Source organism: Paenibacillus jepli (assembly GCF_047238105.1).
Taxonomy (GTDB): Bacteria; Bacillota; Bacilli; order Paenibacillales; family Paenibacillaceae; genus Paenibacillus_D.
In genome coordinates this window covers 1397913-1416496 of the sequence record NZ_JBDFMD010000001.1, presented here as the reverse complement: position 1 = coordinate 1416496, position 18584 = coordinate 1397913, and the positions used below count along the sequence as shown (strand labels likewise).

At 63.2% G+C, this 18584-nt stretch carries 6 protein-coding genes; all 6 read left to right on the top strand.

The window, feature by feature from the left end; genetic code table 11:
• The first annotated feature begins 271 nt into the window (after positions 1 to 271).
• The 6 genes from ABC336_RS06365 to ABC336_RS06340 all read left to right on the top strand — a co-directional run bounded on the left by ABC336_RS06365 (position 272) and on the right by ABC336_RS06340 (position 18556).
• Positions 272 to 1243, top strand: coding sequence for a 2,3-diaminopropionate biosynthesis protein SbnB (locus ABC336_RS06365; RefSeq protein ID WP_413237873.1), 972 nt, complete (start codon positions 272 to 274; stop codon positions 1241 to 1243).
• A 22-nt stretch (positions 1244 to 1265) separates the two neighbouring features.
• On the top strand, positions 1266 to 2009 hold the full coding sequence (locus ABC336_RS06360; protein WP_413237872.1) for a thioesterase II family protein: 744 nt from the start codon (positions 1266 to 1268) through the stop codon (positions 2007 to 2009).
• Positions 2006 to 5245 (top strand): amino acid adenylation domain-containing protein, encoded by a 3240-nt coding sequence (locus ABC336_RS06355; RefSeq protein ID WP_413237871.1) that lies wholly within the window; start codon positions 2006 to 2008, stop codon positions 5243 to 5245. Before ABC336_RS06360 ends, ABC336_RS06355 begins: the two co-directional genes overlap by 4 nt.
• A 26-nt stretch (positions 5246 to 5271) precedes the next feature.
• On the top strand, positions 5272 to 7002 hold the full coding sequence (locus ABC336_RS06350; RefSeq protein WP_413237870.1) for a carbamoyltransferase N-terminal domain-containing protein: 1731 nt from the start codon (positions 5272 to 5274) through the stop codon (positions 7000 to 7002).
• Position 7003: 1 nt separating this feature from the next.
• Entirely contained in the window at positions 7004 to 14200 is a 7197-nt protein-coding gene (locus ABC336_RS06345; RefSeq protein ID WP_413237869.1) for a condensation domain-containing protein, read from the top strand.
• A gap of 261 nt (positions 14201 to 14461) precedes the next feature.
• Positions 14462 to 18556 (top strand): amino acid adenylation domain-containing protein, encoded by a 4095-nt coding sequence (locus ABC336_RS06340; RefSeq protein ID WP_413237868.1) that lies wholly within the window; start codon positions 14462 to 14464, stop codon positions 18554 to 18556.
• Positions 18557 to 18584 lie beyond the last annotated feature (28 nt).

Here is an 18584-nt window from a genome sequence, read left to right as displayed (position 1 = left end):
ATCCGCTGGCAATAGAGGCAGAAAAGTGCGTTGGAGCAGCCGGAGTGGTGGAAGGAGGAGCTGTAAGGGAAGAAAAGTGCGTTGGAGCAGCCGGAACGGCGGTCAGAGGAGCTGTAAGGGAAGAAAGGTTCGTTGGAGCAGTTGGGATGGCGAATGGAGGAGCTGCAAGGGAAGAAAGGTTCGTTGCAGCAGTCGGATGACGCAATCCGGTGCCGGTGCATATACCAACTAGTAACGAATGTACATAACCATCATCAGGAGGCGATGCATCATGCGGTATCTAAACGACGAGATGATCGATGAGCTGGGCGTGGATTGGCACGCGGCGGCGGATGTGATCGACGGGGCGGCGCTGCTGCTCGGGCGCAAGGACTATGCTCAGCCGATCAAGCCGTACCTGCGCTACGGAGACCCCAAGAATCGCATCATCGCCATGCCCGCCTATGTCGGCGGCGAGGTCGATACCGCCGGCATCAAATGGGTGGCTAGCTTTCCGGGCAATCTCGAGCAGGGCCTGCAGCGGGCGCACTCGCTGACAGTGCTGAACGAGGCTGCGACCGGCCGCCCATTGGCCGTCTTGAACGCTGCCAGGATCAGCGGGATCCGCACGGCCGCGGTCAGCGCATCCGTGCTTCGGCGGTACATGGCACGGAGCGGCATGCCGGAGAAGTGGCAGGTAGGGATCGTCGGTTATGGTCCGATCGGCAGACTGCATCTGCGGATGATTGCCGAGCTGTTAGGCGAGCGGCTTGGTCAGGCGGTCCTTTATGATATCCGTGGAATCGAGCATGAGCATCTCCCCGAACCGCTGCGGGAGCGCACAATGATCGCCGGGAGCTGGCAGGAGGCTTACGCCGATGCCGATCTTTTCGTCACCTGCACCGTCAGCAGCGAAGGCTACATCGATCTGCCGCCAAAGCCGGGCAGTCTGCTGCTGAACGTATCGCTGCGCGATTTTAAACCTGACATCCTCGAACATACCCGATCCATTCTGGTCGACGACTGGGAAGAGGTATGCCGGGAAGGGACGGATATCGAGCGGATGCATCTGGAACGCGGCCTGAAGGCCGAAGATACGATCCCGATCTCCGAACTGGCGGATCCGCAGACGATGGCCTCGCTGCCGCCAGAGGAAGCAGTGATGTTCAACCCGATGGGGATGGCTGTTTTTGATATCGCCATGGCGGCGCACTATTACCGGCTGGCGGAGGAGCGCGGCGTCGGCTTGACGCTGCCGGACTAACGAATCGATGAGGGGTGAAGCAATGGATACGCTGCTGTTTTGTCTACCTTATGCCGGCGCTTCGGCTTCGATCTATCAGAAGTGGAAGGCTCCGCTCGCAGAGCGGGCCACAGTCATGCCGGTGGAGCCGGCAGGCCGGGGCAGCCGGATGGGCGAGCCGTTTTATGCCGGGATGGTGGAGGCGGCCGAGGATCTGGCTGAGATCATCGCGGCGGCACTGCCTGCGAGCCGGCGCGCCAGGTACGCCATCTTTGGCCACAGCATGGGGGCGAAGATGGCTTATGAGACGGCGCGCCTTCTTCGGACCCAGGACGTGCCGGAGCCGGTGCAGCTCTTCCTGTCGGGCGCGCTGCCGCCTCATATCCCAGTCACACGGGAGAAGCAGGCCGCCGAGATGAGCGATGAAGAGTGGCAACAGGAGCTGGAGCGGCAGGGCGGCACACCGCCCGGGTTGTTCGCGGACCCGGAGCTGCGCCGACTGTTCCTGCCGATCCTCCGCGCCGACTATACATTGCTGGAGAACTACCGGCACGAGCCGGAGGCGGCCAGCCTGACGGCGCCGGTCGCCGTGCTGACGGGCAGCCGCGAGGAGCGGTCGGAGCTATCGGCCGAGTGGCAGCGCTACACGAGCGGGCCATGCCGCGTCCACGTGTGTGAAGGGGGCCATTTCTTCCTCCATGAAGACACCGGTACGGTGCTGGATATCATCTCGGCAACTCTAGCAGGCAAGGCGCCTGCGCTTGCGCAGAAAGGAGGCGGCCGATGAGCGGAACAGAGACGCTGACAGGCAAAAAACCGAAGCCTCTCGACAAGGCGGCAGTTCAGGATATGCTGGCGCTGACCAGCATGCAGGAAGGGATCCTGCTGCATGAGCTGAAGGAGCCGGGTCAATCTCACTACAAGGTGCAGTTTGCCGTCTGGCTGGAAGGCGCTATGGATGCCGAGCGGTTCAAGGCTGCCTGGGGACAGGTAGCCGCTTCATCGGACATGCTGCGTACCGTGTACCGCTGGGAAGGATTGTCGCAGCCGGTTCAGATCGTGCTAAAGCAGCATGAGCCGGAGATCGTCATGGAGGATCTGAGCGGCAAGGCCGACCCGGAGGCGGCGCTTGGAGGGATCCGGGACCGTGAACATGCACGCGGCTTTGATCTGACGGAGGCGCCATACCGCATTCTGCTGTGCAGACTATCGGAACGGCGGCATGCGATGCTGATCTGCAATCATCATATCCTATACGACGGTTGGAGCACAGGGCTGCTCTTGGCCCGGTTTTTCGCCGCATACGGGACGGATGGCGCGGCGCTGCAGGCCGATCCGTCGCCCTTCAAGGCTTATGTGCAGCAGCTGCAGCGGCAGGATACAGCAGCCAGCGATGCCTACTGGGAGGCGTATCTCAGCGGACTGGCAGAGACGACGCGTCTCCCTTATGCGGCTGAGGAAGCGATCGAGGGGGCAGCCGGGGCGACTGCGGTAGTGGAGCTTAACGAGGCGGAAAAGGAGCTTCTGCAGGCGGCGGCTAGCGAGCAGCGAGTTACGCTGGCAGCACTGCTGTTCGCCGGCTGGGGCTTGCTCCTCCAACGTTACGGTTATACACGGGACGCGGTATTCGGCACCACGGTCTCCGGACGTACGTCGGACCTGGCCGGCATCCAATCGATGATCGGCCTGTTCATCAATACGGTGCCGCTGCGGGTGCGCACGTCGGAGACGACGACGGTCAAAGAACTGCTGCAGCAGATCGCAGCCGAGCTGAGGACGCGCGGGCCGCACGAGCACACGCCGCTGGCCAGGATCCAGAAGTATGGCCCGGAGCCGGGCGAGAGCTTGTTCGAATCCATCGTCGTTGTGGAGAATTATCCGGTCGATCCCGAAGCGATGAGCGTCCCGGACGGTACGCTTCAGGTAGGCCGTTATGAGCTCGAGGAGACCACGCATTATGCGCTGACGCTGGGCATCGTCACAGGGGAGCGGCTCGAGCTGACGCTCGCCGGCCGCGCCGGCCGCTATGACTCGCACAGTCTCGCCGCGCTCCTCGGCCACTATCGTCAGTTGCTGCTGGCACTCGCAGAGCAGCCGGAGACCCCCGTCGCCGAACTGGCGATGGTGACGCCCGCCGAGCGGGAGCGGCTGACCGGACAGACGGATGAAGCGGCAGACACCTCGGGTACAATCGATGGCCGGTTCGCCGAGCAGGCGCGGCGGACGCCGGATGCGATCGCAGTGAGGAGCCCGGACGGCGAGCTGAGCTATGCTGACCTTCAGCACCTGGCTGAGCGTGTCGCCTGCGAGCTGCATCGCGGCGGGCTGGCGCAAGAGGAGATCGTCGGCTTGCTGCTGCGTCCCTCCCGGTACGTGCCGGGAGCGATGCTGGGGGTGCTGGGGGCCGGCGGCGCTTATCTGCCGATCCATCCTGATGAAGCTCCGGAGCGTCGGCTTCATATGCTGGAGGAGTGCGGCATCACAACCATACTGGTAGATGGCGCAGCGGAGGCAGCCGGGCTGGAGCTGCCGCCAGGTATGACGGTGCTGGGCCTGGACCAGCTGGTGGAACAGGCGTCGCACAAGATGTCTGAAGACGACAGGCCTGAAGCCCGCTCCGGTCATGCTCGGGAGTCGCTAGCGTACGTGATGTATACTTCCGGATCGACCGGGCGTCCCAAAGGCGTTATGGTCGAGCACGGCAGCGTCGTCAATGTTGCTTCCTGGTTTGCCCGCACGTATGGGGTTGGGAGCGGCAGCAGAGTCCTGCAGCTGACCGATTATACATTTGACCCGAGCGTGGAGGACTGGTTCGGCACCTTGCTGCATGGCGGGACGGTGGTCGTTGCGGAGCCTGGACTCGTGCTGGACAAGCCGGCCTTCCGCCAGCGTCTGGAGACAGAGCAGATTACCTTGCTCAATTATGTGCCGTCTATTCTGGGCGAGCTGCTGACGGGAGATGATGAGCCGGCTCCGGCCTCGCTGCGGACGGTCATCTGCGGCGGCGAGCCGCTGCCACCTGCCGTGAAAGACGCGCTCCTGGCACGGGGCTGCGAGGTCTATAACAACTACGGCCCTACCGAGACGACAGTCGACGCGCTGTCGGCGCTGTGCGACGAGACACCGGTCCATCTGGGCGAGCCGATCGCCGGGATGCGCGCTTATGTGCTGGGGTTGGACGGCGAGCCGGTGCCGGAAGGGGCGACGGGCGAGCTGTACCTGGCCGGAGCGGGGGTTGCCCGAGGGTATATGGGAGATCCGCAGCGAACCGCCGAGCGCTTCGTCATGGACCCGCATCAGCCGGGCATCCGGATGTTCCGAACCGGCGATCTTATTCGCCGGGACCGCCAAGGGCGGCTGCGTTATGCAGGCCGCAGGGACGAGCAAGTCAAGATCCGGGGCTACCGGGTGGAGCCGGGTGAGACCGAAGCTGCGCTAGCCGCGGATCCGTCGGTGGAGACGGCCGCGGTCGTAGCGGTCCGCCAAGACGGCCGGACGGAGCTTCACGCTTTTGTCGCGCCAGGCGGAATGGCGGCTGCGCCGTCCGGAGAGACCCAGGGCGATGCGGAGCGGCAGGCCGCGATGCTTGCGCGCCTGGGGCGCGTGCTGCCGGCCTATATGCTGCCGGCCCGCATCCATCTGCTGCCTGCTCTGCCGCTGACGCGCACCGGCAAGACCGACCGCAGGGAGCTGCAGCGGCTTGGGGTCGCCAGCCTGGAGGAGCGCCGTCCGGCCGCCGGGTCTGTGCAGCCACGCGATGAGACGGAGCGCAAGGTATGGCAGATCTGGTCGGATGTGCTGGGCCGTGGCGATTTTGGCGTGACGGACGATTTCTTCGCGATCGGCGGCGATTCGCACCGCTTGATCCGGATTTATAGTTTGCTGGGCAAGGCTTTTCCCGGGCGGGCGACCGTACAGGATCTGTTTGATTACCGCTCGGTGGCCTTGCTGGCAGGCAAGCTTACAGAGGCGGAGCGATCGCAGGAGCCGCCTGCGGACACACTGCGCGAGATTGAATTTTGACCCCAGAGACAAAGGAGGAGCAGGAGATGATCATCTGCGGATTGAAGCTGACGCATGACGGAGCGGTGGCCCTGATCGACAATGGGCGGCTCGTATTCAGTATCGAGGTGGAGAAGCTGCGCAACAATAATCGCTACGCCCAGATCGAGGATACGGCGGTGATCGAGGAGATCCTGGCAGCAGAGGGCTACCGGCTTGAGGATGTCGATTGCTTCGCGGTGGACGGCTGGGGCGGCGATGACGAGGATGCGCTGGCGGTGCAGCCGCGCCTGACGATCGGCGATGGGCACAACTGGCTCGATTGCACCGAAGGCGGGGAGGCTTACCGGCTGGCAGTGGGGCAATATGAGGAGCAGGGACCTGCTGACCCGCTGCTGAAGGAATGGTCCTTCGAAGGGCTGCGGATCGGCGGCCGCAAGCTGCCCTACACGAGTTACTATCACGCGGCGGCGCATGTGGCGGGAGCGTACTGCAGCAGCCCGTTCGCGCAGCGCGGCGAGAGCGCGTACGTCCTCGTATGGGACGGCGGCATGTATCCGCGACTGTACTTCTATGATGCGGAGCAGGGAGGTTTCGAGAATCTGGGTCCGATCTTCCTGATGATCGGCAATATGTACAGCCTGTTCGCTCAGCACTTCGGCCCGTTCCGGGTAAGCGGCGGCTTCGCCAAGGACAGTCTGTCCGTGGCCGGCAAGGTGATGGCCTATATCGCCCTAGGCAAGCCGCAGCCGCAGTGGTATGACATCTGGGATGAGATCTACCTGGAGGCATACGATCATCCGATGGGCTTCGGCAACAAGCTGGCCCGCCTTTTCAAGGAGCGGATAGCAGGACAGGAGGTTGACGATGCCGATGTGCTGCGGACCTTCCACGACTACCTGGGTCAGATGCTGCTGGACAAGCTGGCCAAAAAAATCCGCCGCCACGGCAGCAAGTCTGGCAACCTTGCCCTGGCCGGCGGCTGCGCGCTCAATATCAAGTGGAACTCCGCAATCCGCGAGAGCGGGATCGTCTCTGAAGTGTACGTGCCGCCGTTCCCCAACGACTCCGGCAGCGCGATCGGCGCCGCCTGCTGCGCCCTGCTGGCGCGGGGCGGCGGGCCGGCTCTCGACTGGCAGGTGTACAGTGGTCCGAAGGTCGCCGCATCAGAGCCGGCAGCCGGATGGTCGCAGCGCAGCTGCGGCACCGAGGATCTGGCACAGCTGCTGCATGAGAGCGGCGAGCCGGTCGTCGTCCTGCACGGCCGCGCCGAGCTGGGACCGCGGGCGCTCGGCAACCGCAGCATCATCGCGCCGGCGGTGTCGCCTGCGATGAAGGATGTGCTGAACCGGATCAAGCACCGCGAGCCGTACCGCCCCGTCTCGCCGATCTGTCTGGAGGATGACGCTCCAGAGCTGTTCGAGCCGGGCATCCGCGATCCGTACATGCTGTTCGACCATCGGGTCAAGGCGGCTTGGGTGGATCGGATCCCTGCGGTTATCCATCTGGACGGCACGGCGCGCCTGCAGACCGTGGACCTTCAGGGCAACCCGCAGCTGGCGGCATTGCTGGAAGCCTACAAACGGCTGAGCGGCGTTCCCGTGCTGTGCAACACAAGTGCCAATCTGAGCGGCAAAGGCTTCTTCCCGGATGTCGCTTCGGCGACCGCCTGGGAAGGTGTCAATTATGTGTGGTCGGATGGCCTGCTCTATGAGCGGGAACAAAAGCTGGCGCTTGGCGCCGGCGGTCAAGCGGAAGAAATACAGGGAGTGAGATGAGATGAACAGAGATATCGCAATCATCGGCATGGCGGCCCGGTTCCCGGAAGCAAGGGCGATCGAGGAGGTGCCTGAGCTGTTCAAGCAGAGCCCCGATCTGGTGCGTGAGCTGTCGCCGAAGCGGATCAAGGATGCGACGCTGAATCCGCAGCGGCCGCTGCGCCCGATCGGGTATCTGGAGGATATCGACAAGTTCGATCATCCGCTGTTCGAGCTCTCGCTTGCCGAGGCCCAGGTGATGGATCCGCATCATCGGCTGATGCTGGAGAGCGTCTATCATCTGTTCGAGCATGCGGGTTACGACCCGGATGACTTCGATGGCTCACGGACAGCCGTGTTCGTCTCGGACATCAATCCCGAGTACTACCGGCTCGCCGAGGAGTTCCCCGATACGATGGTTGCGGGCAATTCGCCGGCTTTTGCCGCCACGCGGATCAGCCGCCAGTTCAACCTGACGGGCAATGCCGCGGTGATCGACACGGCCTGTTCCTCCAGTCTCGTGGCCGTTCATATGGCCGTGGGCGAGCTGCTGCTCGGCGAGGCCGACTGTGCGATCGTCTGCGGCGTCAATCTGAACCTGCAGCCCTACCGGGACAAGCAGTTCGAGTTCAATATCTGGTCTCCCGACTGCAAGTCGCGGGCGTTCTCCGAGGACGCCGCCGGCATGTCATGCGGCGAGCTGTCGGCTTCCGTGCTGCTCAAGCCGCTGGAAGCGGCGCAGCGCGACGGCGATACGATCCATGCGGTCATCAAGAGCTCGGCGGTCAATAATAATGCCCGGCGCTCCGCCAGCCCGACCGCGCCCGACAGCATCTCCCAGGCGGGTGTCGTGCGCGACGCCTGGCGCAAGGCCGGGGTGGACCCGCGCCACATTGGCTATATCGAGGCGCACGGCTCCGGCACTAAGCTCGGCGACTCGCTGGAGGTCGAGGGTCTGAGCGCTGCTTTCCGCGACGCCACGGATGAACGGGGAATCGTGCCGATCTCGACAATCAAGTCCAGTCTGGGCCACGGCTACAATGCATCCGGCATCGCCGGACTGGTGCGCGCTGTGATGGCGCTCAAGCATCGGGTGTTTTTCCCGACGCTGCACTTCGAGCGTCCCAATGAGCTGATCGACTTCGAGCACTCGGCGGTCTACGTCAACAAGGAGCTGCGCCCATGGCCGCAGCCCGAGGGTCATCCCCGGTACGCCGGGGTGACCTCGCTCGGGGCGAGCGGCACCAACTGCCATGTGCTGCTGCAGGAAGCGCCGGAGCGGATGCAGGGCAACGGTGAAGCGGAGTCTGGCCCGGCTGGGACGCTTCCCTTCCTCGTCTCGGCCCGAACGCCGGGTGCGCTGCGGCGCAAGCTGGCATCGCTGGCATCGCGGCTGGAGACCGTCCCGGATACCGAGTTGGCGGCGGTGAGCTGGACACTGGCGCGGGGGCGCAAGCATTACCGCTTCCGTTTTGCTGCTTCTGCAAGCAGCGCCTCGCAGCTGCGGGAGCAATTGCTGGCGGCGCTGCAGTCACTAGGCGCGGAAGCTGGGGATCCGGATGCGGGCAGGCATCGTACATGCGGCGAGCAGGGTCAAGGTCCCGGTCAGGCGCATAAGGCAGCTGGCGGAACACAGCAGCCGGAAGCCTCTGAGATGGCTACCGAAGAAGCACCTTCCTCCACTCTCCGCGAGTCTGACGATGCATCTGGCAATGGCTGGACGTTAACGCTGCCGGAGGGCCGCGGCGATCTGGGCAAGGCGATCCTGCTGCTGACGGATCACCCGCCTTTGCCAGAGGAGATCATCAAAGCGCTTCAAGCGCGCCATCCCGTCTATCGGGATGCCTATACGCACGCGCTGGAGCTTGCCGATGCCAGCCGCGAAGGCGTGCGGGCGCTCGCACATCTCCTCGCCATGTACCGTCTGCTGGCGGCTTGGCGGCTGCCGGTCGGCCAACTGCTGCCGATCGGGATCGGGAGGTTGGCAGCCGATGTAATCGCTGAGCGGCGCACGCTGGCGGACGCGATGAAGGCTGCCGAGACGCATATGCCGCAGCCGCTGGAAGGTCTGGAGGGCCGCGTGGACAAGCTGATCGCGGCAGAGACGACGGAGGGCAGAGCGCTCTTCGTCGAGCTGGCTCCAGGCGGCGAGCTCGGCGGGGCGCTGCGGGCCAACATGACGAGCGGTGCCTTCGATGTGAGCGGCCTGCTGCCGGAAACGTCCGGCGATCCGGCGGCCGAGATCCTGTGCGGCTGGTATACGCAGGGGCATACGCCGGACTGGCAGGCGGTGTATGCCGGCAGCCCTGCGCTGCGGACAGAGCTCCCGGGATATCCGTTCGAGCCGATCCGCTGCTGGGTCCGCGAGACGCCGCAGCTGTCGATGGCCGATCTAATGGATGAGACCGGGGCGGAGCGGCAGTCGGAGGAGTCAGGTATACTGCGGGATCCGGATGCTACCGGCTTGGAGCGCCGGATCGCCGCTTTCTGGAGCGAGGCGCTGGAGCTGGACACGCTGGAGCGGGAGGATCACTTCTTCGAGCTGGGCGGCGACTCCCTGCTGGCGACCCGCGTCATCCGGCGGATCCGCGAGGAGCTGGCGGTCAAGCTGGATTTCGAGGACTTGTTCGACTATCCGACGTTAAGCGGCTTCTCTGCTTATGTGGATAGCCTGATCGGACCTGAAGACAAGGTGGCGGCCATCTTCCGCGAGGTGCTGAAGCAGCCGGAGATTGGCCCAGGCGACAGCTTCTTCGAGCTGGGCGGCCACTCTCTGATGGCCAACCAAGTGCTGCTGCGGGTACGCGATGTATTCGGCGTGGAGCTGAACTTCGAGGATATCTTCCGCCATCCGACACCAGCCGAGCTGAGCCGTTACATCGGCGTCAGCCTTGCGGATTCGCCAAGCGCACCAGTCGGCGGCATGTCCGTGCCGCAGTCGGCGCCTGCGCAGCCTGCTGCAGCGACAGGTCAAGTGGACGCGCCCGGGGGGACTGGGGTCCCGCCGCTGCCGGAACAGGATGGCAGTGTGCTGCCGGCTCTGATTCCCCTTGCAGGACAGCAGTCCAGTTATCCGGTATCACCTGCCCAGAAGCGGATGTGGATGCTCAGTCAATTTCCAGAAAGTCTGGTCGCGTACAACTCGCCGTTCTCGGTCGTGCTGGAAGGAGCGCTGGATGAAGAGGCGCTGGAGGCGGCATTCGCAGCGGTCGTGGACCGTCACGAGGTGCTGCGGACCGTGTTCGGCGACGAGCAGGGCGAACCGGTGCAGCTCATCCGGGAACGCGAAGCGCTCGGTATTACACTGGTACGCCGTGATGTGCAGACAGAGGGCGGACTGGCTGCGGCGGAAGCCTGGATGGAGCAGGACCGCTTGCTGCCGTTCGATCTGGCGGGCGGCCCGCTGATCAAAGCTGTGTTGTTCGCCGTGGCGCCTGAACAATATGTGCTCTACATCAACATGCATCATATCATCAGCGACGGCTGGTCCTCCCAGGTGCTGCTGCGTGAGCTTGCCGCGCTATACAATGCCCAGGTGAATGGCGAGGCAGCCCCCTTGGCGCCTTTACGGATTCAATATAAAGACTATGCCCAGTGGCAATCTCGTTCGATAGCAGACGGCAGTTACGATGGCATGGGCGCCTACTGGCGTGAGACGCTGGGAGGCAGCCTGCCGACGTTGGAGCTGCCATTGGACAAGCCGCGGCCGCCTATGCAGACCTACAATGGAGCTCGGATTCGTTTTGCATTGGATGCCGAGACTACGTCCAGACTGCAGGATGGCTGCCGTGCCCATGGCGTGACGCTATACATGGCTTTGCTGGCGGCGACCAATCTCGTGCTGTACAAATACAGCGGCCAATCGGATCTGTTGATCGGTTCGCCGATTGCCGGCCGCAGCCAAGTCGAGCTGGAGGACCAGTTGGGCTTTTACGCCAACACGATCGTGCTGCGGACCCAACTGGATCCGGATGCCTCGCTCGGCGACCTGCTGGAGAAAGCCCGGAAGGTAACGCTGGGCGCGTACCAGCATCAGCTGTATCCGTTCGATCGTCTGGTAGAGGAGCTGGCCGTCAAGCGCGACATGAGCCGCTCGCCGTTGTTTAACGTCATGCTGGTGCTGCAAAATACCGACATAGTGCTGACCGGCAGCAGTCCGTTGCAAGGGGTGAAGCTGCGGGACATGGAGGACCGCGGGGTGACCAGCCTATTCGATCTGCATCTGGAGTTCGTCCCGACGGGAGACGGGATTCAGGCGGCGCTCACCTACAATACCGACCTGTTCCATCATGAAACCATGCAGGGGCTGGCGGAGCACCTGCAGCAGAGCTTGCATGCCTTAGTGGATATGGCGGACTTGCCGGTCCGGAAGTTTGCGCTAGCGGAGACGGAAAAGCCGTCGGAGTTGAAGCGAATTGTGGAAGGCGCGGATCAGTCACCAAGGGATACGCTAGTCCGCGACGTGTCCGAGACGGACCAGGCCAGTGCGGCTCCAGACCGACCTGGAGATCCTGCGAGTGACTCGTTGGTCTCTCCGTGGTCGTGGCCCGAGTCGTTGGGCGACGAGCGCACGCTGGTAGCGGCGACCGGCTTCGGTCTTCTGGGCAGTGCGGCAACGCTCGCTGCTGCTGCAGACGCAGCGCCGGCCTCGGCCGAGACCGGTGCTATTGGACGCCAATTGACCGATCGGCAAGCGGAGACGCTGGTTGTGACGCCGTGGCAGCTGGAGCTTCTGCTCCGGGAGCCGAAAGCGGCACAGAGCTTGCGGAGCGTGCGGCGCATTGGTTTGTTGACGCAGCCGGACGAACTGGTACAGATCTGGCGGCTTGCAGCCCGGCTTGCCGAGCTCGGCATGCGCTGCGAGCTGATCCAGCTATGCGGTCCGCAAGGGCTGGGACTGTTGACCACTTGCACGCTAAGACCGGCTGTTGCGAGTATGACCCATGTATCGCCTTCTCTGCTGCTTGGTACGCCTTTGCCCGGGGTCGAGCTGATGGTGCGGGACGCTGACGGTCAGCCGCTGCCGGCTGGCGTGAGTGGACAGATCTTCTGCCGTTCGGTCTCCGCAAACGATGCGGAAGACTGGCAGGCAACAGGCTGGCTGGGACGCAGAACCGGCAGCGGCGAATACTGCTATGACGGGGAGCCGGGACGCACGGCGAAGGTCAAAGGCTTCGAGCTCCGTCTTCATCACATCGAGCAGTCAGCATTGGAGCTCGGCCTATTCAGCCAGGTTAGAGCCATCATGTGGGCAGGACAGGAGGATGCGCCTCCGCAGCTGACACTGGTCTACCTGGCGGATCGCCCGCAGGATAGCGGTGAGCTCAAGGGACGTTTTAAGGCTGTGGCACCGACTTATGCCGTGCCGGAGCAGTACGTTCAGATCGAACAGATGCCGCTGGATGCTCGCGGAGGTCTGGATGAAGAGGCGCTGCAGCGGATCGTTGCGGAACAGCTGGCAGCTGCGGCATCGGCTGCCGTGGACACCCCGGCCGTCGCGGATAACGAGCTGGAGGAGACGCTGGCAGCAGTGTGGAGCGATGCGCTGGCAGTCAAGCAGGTGGGCCGGCACGATCATTTCTTCGAGCTGGGCGGCGACTCCATCAAGGCGCTGCGGGCCTCCATCCGTCTCAAGAAGCTGGGGTATGCGATTGAACTCAAGGATCTATTCCTTCACCCGACCGTAACCGAAATGGCTGCTTACATCGCCGCGTCTGCACCGGAGCAGAACGAAGCGGCCGAGCAGCGCCGGCGCGAGCTCGACGGTACAATGCGGCAGCGGATGGACTCACTGCGGGAGGCCATTACCAGCGAATGGCATGGCGAGCCGGAGGATGCGCAGCGTCCTGCTGACGCCTACCCGATGAGCGATATCGAGAAGGGACTTGTCTTTCACTCGGTAGCGAATCCGGGCACCTCCGCTCATATGATCCAGTATGTCTATAGCGCCCGCTATGAGCAGTTTGATGAGACGGTCTTCCTGCGGGCATTCGCTCTGATGGCGGACAAGCATCCCAATCTGCGGGCAAGCTTCCACCTGGAGCATGCGGCGGAGCCCGTCAAGATCGTCCATGCCGGGGCGCAGCTGGACGTAACGGTCATTAACCTGGAGGGAATGGGCCGGGAGAGCCAACGCGGAAGGATCGAGTCCGTGATGGCCGAGGAGAACGGCAAGCCGTTCCAATTCCGCGAAGCGCCCTTGTGGCGGACCCGCGTGTTCCATTTGGGTGAGGAACAGTATCTGTTCTTGTTCATTTACCATCAGTCCATCATGGACGGCTGGAGTAACGCGATTCTGATGAAGGAACTGAGCGACACGTATTTTGCTTTGCTGAACGATCCCGATTACCGGCCGCAGCCGCTGCTTCACTCCTACAAACAATTCGTACTCGACCAGTATCTGATCAAGCACGACGAGAGCATGCGCGATTATTGGCGCGAGGAGCTGCGCGGCTACAAGCGTCTGGCGCTCCCTGAGGGTACGGATGCGGAGGGCTTCACGGAACGGGTCACGTACCGCTACCGTCTTGAGCCGCAAGTGCTGGCGCAGGCGACGAAGCTTGCCGGGCAGCTGGGTGTTACGCTCCGCAATCTGCTGTTTGCTGTCTATGCGCGATTGATGAGCCGGCTGACCAATCAGGATGACGCTGTAGTCGGTATCCTGACCCACAACCGGCCTGCCTGCGAGGACGGGGACACGATGGTCGGCTTCTTCCTCAACATGCTGCCGGTGCGGACGCGGTTCGCCGGCGAGGAGAGCTGGGCGGATTATATTCGCCGCTTCCACGCACATATGCTGGAGCTGTCCTCGTATGAGAAGATGGCGCTGTCCGAGATTGCCAGGGCGATCGGTGACGCGCAGGATGCCGGCAACCCGATCTCCGACACGCTGTTCAATTTCACCGATTTCCGCGAGAGCGGTTCGGTCGAGGAGCAGAGCGCGGGCGAGGCGCAGGAAGGCGAACCGCTCGTCGAATCCAAGGTCAACGCCAACAACACGTGGCTGGACTTCAACGTCGATGTGTCGCTGGGCCGGCTTGATCTGAAGATCGACTCGGCGGTGTATGACCGCTCGATCATTGACGACGCGGCAGCATTTTACCGTGAAGCGATCACGCGTCTGGCCGAGGAGCCTGAGCTGAGGCTGTCAGACATCCGTCTGCGCAGCGACCTGCTGGAGGCGCAGAGCGAGGATTATGAGATGGAGTTTGACTTCTAAGTCGGTTGGGCCGGCGGGATATTGGGATGGTCATTGCGGCTGCATGGGGCAACGGACTGCCAATTGGCAGTTGGATCGAGTCGGTGAATGTGCAGAACCAGGGTATCAGTTAAAAGTCGGCGAATGTGCCTAACCAGGTGCAAAAAGTCACCTGAATCGGCCAACTCGAATAGGAGCCGTGGTCCTCACTGGGCCATCACATACCTTGCAGCGGAGCGTGAAGCCGCCGCGTCAGAAGTATATACACAGGGAGGAATAGCGATGACGGAATCGTATGAAACGGGCTCCGGCGGTGGCGCAGCTACCGCAGAGGACCAATGGACACGCAAAAAAATCGCGGCCGCCCAGCGCGAAACAGAGAGGACCTATTGGCGGGGAAGGCTCTCGGGCGAGCTGACGCGCACGGCATTCCCGCATGATCATCTGCAGGCATCAGGAGCCGGCCGGGAGCTGGCCACGGAGCCGCTGACCGTGCCCGAACCTCTCGGCGAGCGGCTGCTGGCGGTCAGCAAAGGCTCCGATCCGGCGCTGCACGTGCTGCTAGCCGCGATTACTGCTGCGCTCACAGCCAAGTACAGCGGCCTGCGGGATATTATCCTGCAGACGCCGATCTACCGCCAGGCGCAGACGGGCTCCTACATGAATACCGTGCTGTTCCTCCGCTCGGATCTGGAAGCTGCGGATCACCTCAAAGCGCTGGTCATGCAAACCCGTGAGCGGATGCGGGAGGCCGGCGCCCATGCCAACTATCCGATGGATGTGCTGGCAGATGAACTGACCGGCAGCGCCGAGCTGGGCCTGCTCAGCGAAGTGGCCGTCGTGCTGGATGCCGTCCAGTCGGCTGAGGACCTGCCATCCGAGAGCTGGGAGCTGCTGTTTGGCTTCCGGCGGGAGGGCAGCGGTGTGCAGGGTGAGCTCCGGTACAACCGGCGCTTCTTTGACCGGGAGACGGCGGCGCGGATCGCCGGTCACTGGAGCAAGCTGGCCAGAGAGATGCTGGAGGCAGCGGACCGCCCGCTGGCGGAGATCAGCCTGCTGAGCGAGGAAGATACGCGGCGGATGCTGCGCCGCTTCAACGGGCGGGCGGATGAGCCTTATGCCTACCGCTTCCTGCACGATCTGCTGGACAGCCATGCCGCACAAACGCCGGACCGCACCGCCGTGGTCTGTGGCGAATCGCGGATGACCTACCGCGAGCTCTCCGATGCCAGCAGCCGCCTGGCCCACTTGCTGCGGGAGAAAGGCGTCGGGCGTGAGGACCTCGTAGCGATTCTCTGCCCCCGCTCGATTCCGTTCCTCGTCGGCATGCTGGCGGTGTGGAAGGCCGGAGGCGCTTATGTGCCGCTGGATCCCGACTATCCGGAGGAGCGGCTGCAGACGATCCTTGGCGACTCGCGTGCCTCGCTGGTTCTGACGGTAAGCGAGGTAGCCGAAGGGAGCGAGCTGCTGTCCCGCGTCCTGCAAGCCGTGCCTCAGCCCTGCGAAGCGCTGCGTATCGACGACGGAGCAAGCGACAGCTATCCGGCACAGACGCCGGAGCTGGAGCGGGAGCTGCACGACCTGAGCTATGTCATCTACACCTCCGGCTCCACGGGCAGGCCCAAGGGAGCGATGCTGGAGCATGTCGGCATGCTCAACCATATGCTGGCGATGATGGAGGAGCTGGACATCGACGAGACCAGTCGGATCGTGCAAAATGCTTCGCAATGCTTCGACATCTCTGTCTGGCAGTTCGTCACCGCGCTGGCGGCGGGCGGTGAAACGCATATTTTCCCCAATGAGCTGGTGATGCAGCCGGAAGCGCTGCTGGAGCGGCTCGTCAGCCGGGAGATTACGGTGCTCCAGGCGGTGCCGACTTATCTGTCGATCCTGCTGGAGACGGCGGAGCTGAACCGGATCAGACTGCCAAAGATGCAGACGGTCAGCGTCACTGGCGAAAAGCTTACCACCGCACTGGCGCGCCGCTGGTTCAACCAATTCCCTGAAATACCGCTGGTCAATGCGTACGGTCCGACCGAGGCCTCCGATGATGTCACGCTGCATGTGCTGCGGGGGATGCCGGATGCCCAGCAGATTCCGGTGGGCCGCCCAATCCGCAATGTGACGATCTACATTCTGGACGAGCAGCGCCAGCCTTGTCCCATCGGGGTCAAGGGCGAGATCTGCGTCTCCGGGCTGGCAGTGGGCCGGGGCTATCTGCATGATGAAGAACGCACCCGGCTGGCGTTCGGCGAGGACCATCTGGCGGCCAGACCTGGCGTGCGTCTGTACCGGACTGGCGATATCGGACGCTGGCTGCCGGACGGCACGATCGAGTATGCCGGGCGGATGGACGATCAGGTCAAGGTGCGGGGCTTCCGCATCGAGCTGAAGGAGATCGAGCATGTGCTGGCCGAGTACGACGGTGTCAAAGAAGCCGCGGTCATCGTCCGCCGGGACGAGGCCTCCGAGGACTATCTCTGCGCGTACGTTACCGCGACTGACCGGCTGTCTGCTACGGATGTCCAGCAGCATGTGGGCCGGGCGCTGCCGCACTTCATGGTGCCCAAGTTCGTCGTTCAGCTGGAGCAGATGCCCGTCACGCCCAACGGCAAGATCGACCGCAAAGCCCTGCCGGATCCGGCAACTGCGATCGCCCAGCCGACCGGCTCGGGGGACGGGCCGCTCAGCGAGCTGGAGCAGCGGCTGGTTGAGGTCTGCTCCGAGGTGCTGGGACTGCCCGACTTCGGCGCCGATGATCATTTCTTTAATGTGGGCGGCGATTCGATACATGCCATCCAGGTGGCGGCGCGGCTGCAAAAATACCGGCTGCTGCTCGATATCCGGGACATCTTCCGGTACCCGACCGTACGGGGCATGGCGGGGGCGGTGCAAGAGAGCATGCGGAGCATCGATCAGGGACCGGTTACCGGCGAGGCCGGCTTGACGCCGGTGCAGCAGTGGTTTTTTGAACAGTTCGTAACGGATCTCCATCACCATAATCAGGCGGCTCTCGTCTATGCCCGCGATGGGCTGGCAGAGGAGCGGGTGCGGCAGGTGTTTGGCCGGATTGCCGAGCATCATGACGCCCTCCGGATGACGTACCGGCAGACCGCTGACGGAACCGTGCGGCAAGTGAACGAAGGTCCGGATTCCGTCCGATTCGAGCTGGAGACCGTTCGCATCCAGGGTGACAACGGTCAGCAGACGCTGGCGGAGGTGACGGAGCTGGCCGAGCGTCTGCAGGCGTCGATGAACCTGGAGACGGGGCCGCTCGTGAAGCTGGGTCTCGCTCATACAGAACAGGGCGATTACCTCGTCATTTGTATTCATCATCTCGTCATCGACGGGATCTCGTGGCGCATCCTGTTCGAGGATTTCGAGAGCGGCTACCGGCAGGCGGAGCGGGACGAGCCCGTGGTGTTCCCTGACAAAACCGACGCGTACCGCGACTGGGCCGAGCGGCTGCAGACCTACGCAACCTCTGAGGCGCTGCTGCGCCAGCTACCGTACTGGGAAGAGGTGGAGTCGCAGCCCTATACAGCACTTGTACCGGACCTGCAGACGTCGGAAACTCCTCGCTACAAGGATGCCCAGGTGGTCTGCATGGAGCTGTCGTCAGATTACACGGAGCAGCTGCTGGGCGGCGTACACGAGGCTTATCATACAGAGATCAACGATCTGCTCTGTGCCGCACTGGGGCTCGCCTTCCAGCGCTGGCGGGGACTGGACGGCATCCTGGTCAATGTCGAGGGGCATGGCCGCGAGAGCATCATCGAGCAGTTCAATATCAACCGGACGATCGGCTGGTTTACGTCGCAGTTCCCTGTGGCGCTGTCTGCAGCGGAGCCAGATGATCCGGGCAAGGTGATTATCGCGACCAAGGAAATGCTGCGCCGCATCCCCGAGCGGGGCATCGGCTATGGTATTTTGCGGTATATGACCCCGGAGGAACACAAAGTGGGATACAGGATCGGCGTCGATCCCCCGGTGAACTTCAACTACCTCGGCCAGTTTGAAAGTCAGGCGGAGGACCAGCGTTTCCAGGTGCAAGCGATGAAGCTCGGCGATCCGAAAAGCGTTATGGAGCTGGGGCGCACGCTGAGCGACAACATGGAAATGCCCGTGAAGATCAACATTGAGGGCGAGATCAGGGAGAACCGGCTGGTGCTGTGCTTCGGGTACAACCAGACGCAATACACCGAGCAGGCCATCGGCGAGCTGGCGGAGCATTACCGCCGCGAGCTGATCCGTCTGGTGGAGCACTGCGCAGGGACGGGAACAGGCAAGCACACGCCGTCGGACTTCCGTCATGCGGATCTGTCGGAGAGTGACCTGGATGACCTGCAATCGCTCATCGACGAAATCGAGGAGTAGGCCCTAATGAGGTTAGCATGGAAAAGGA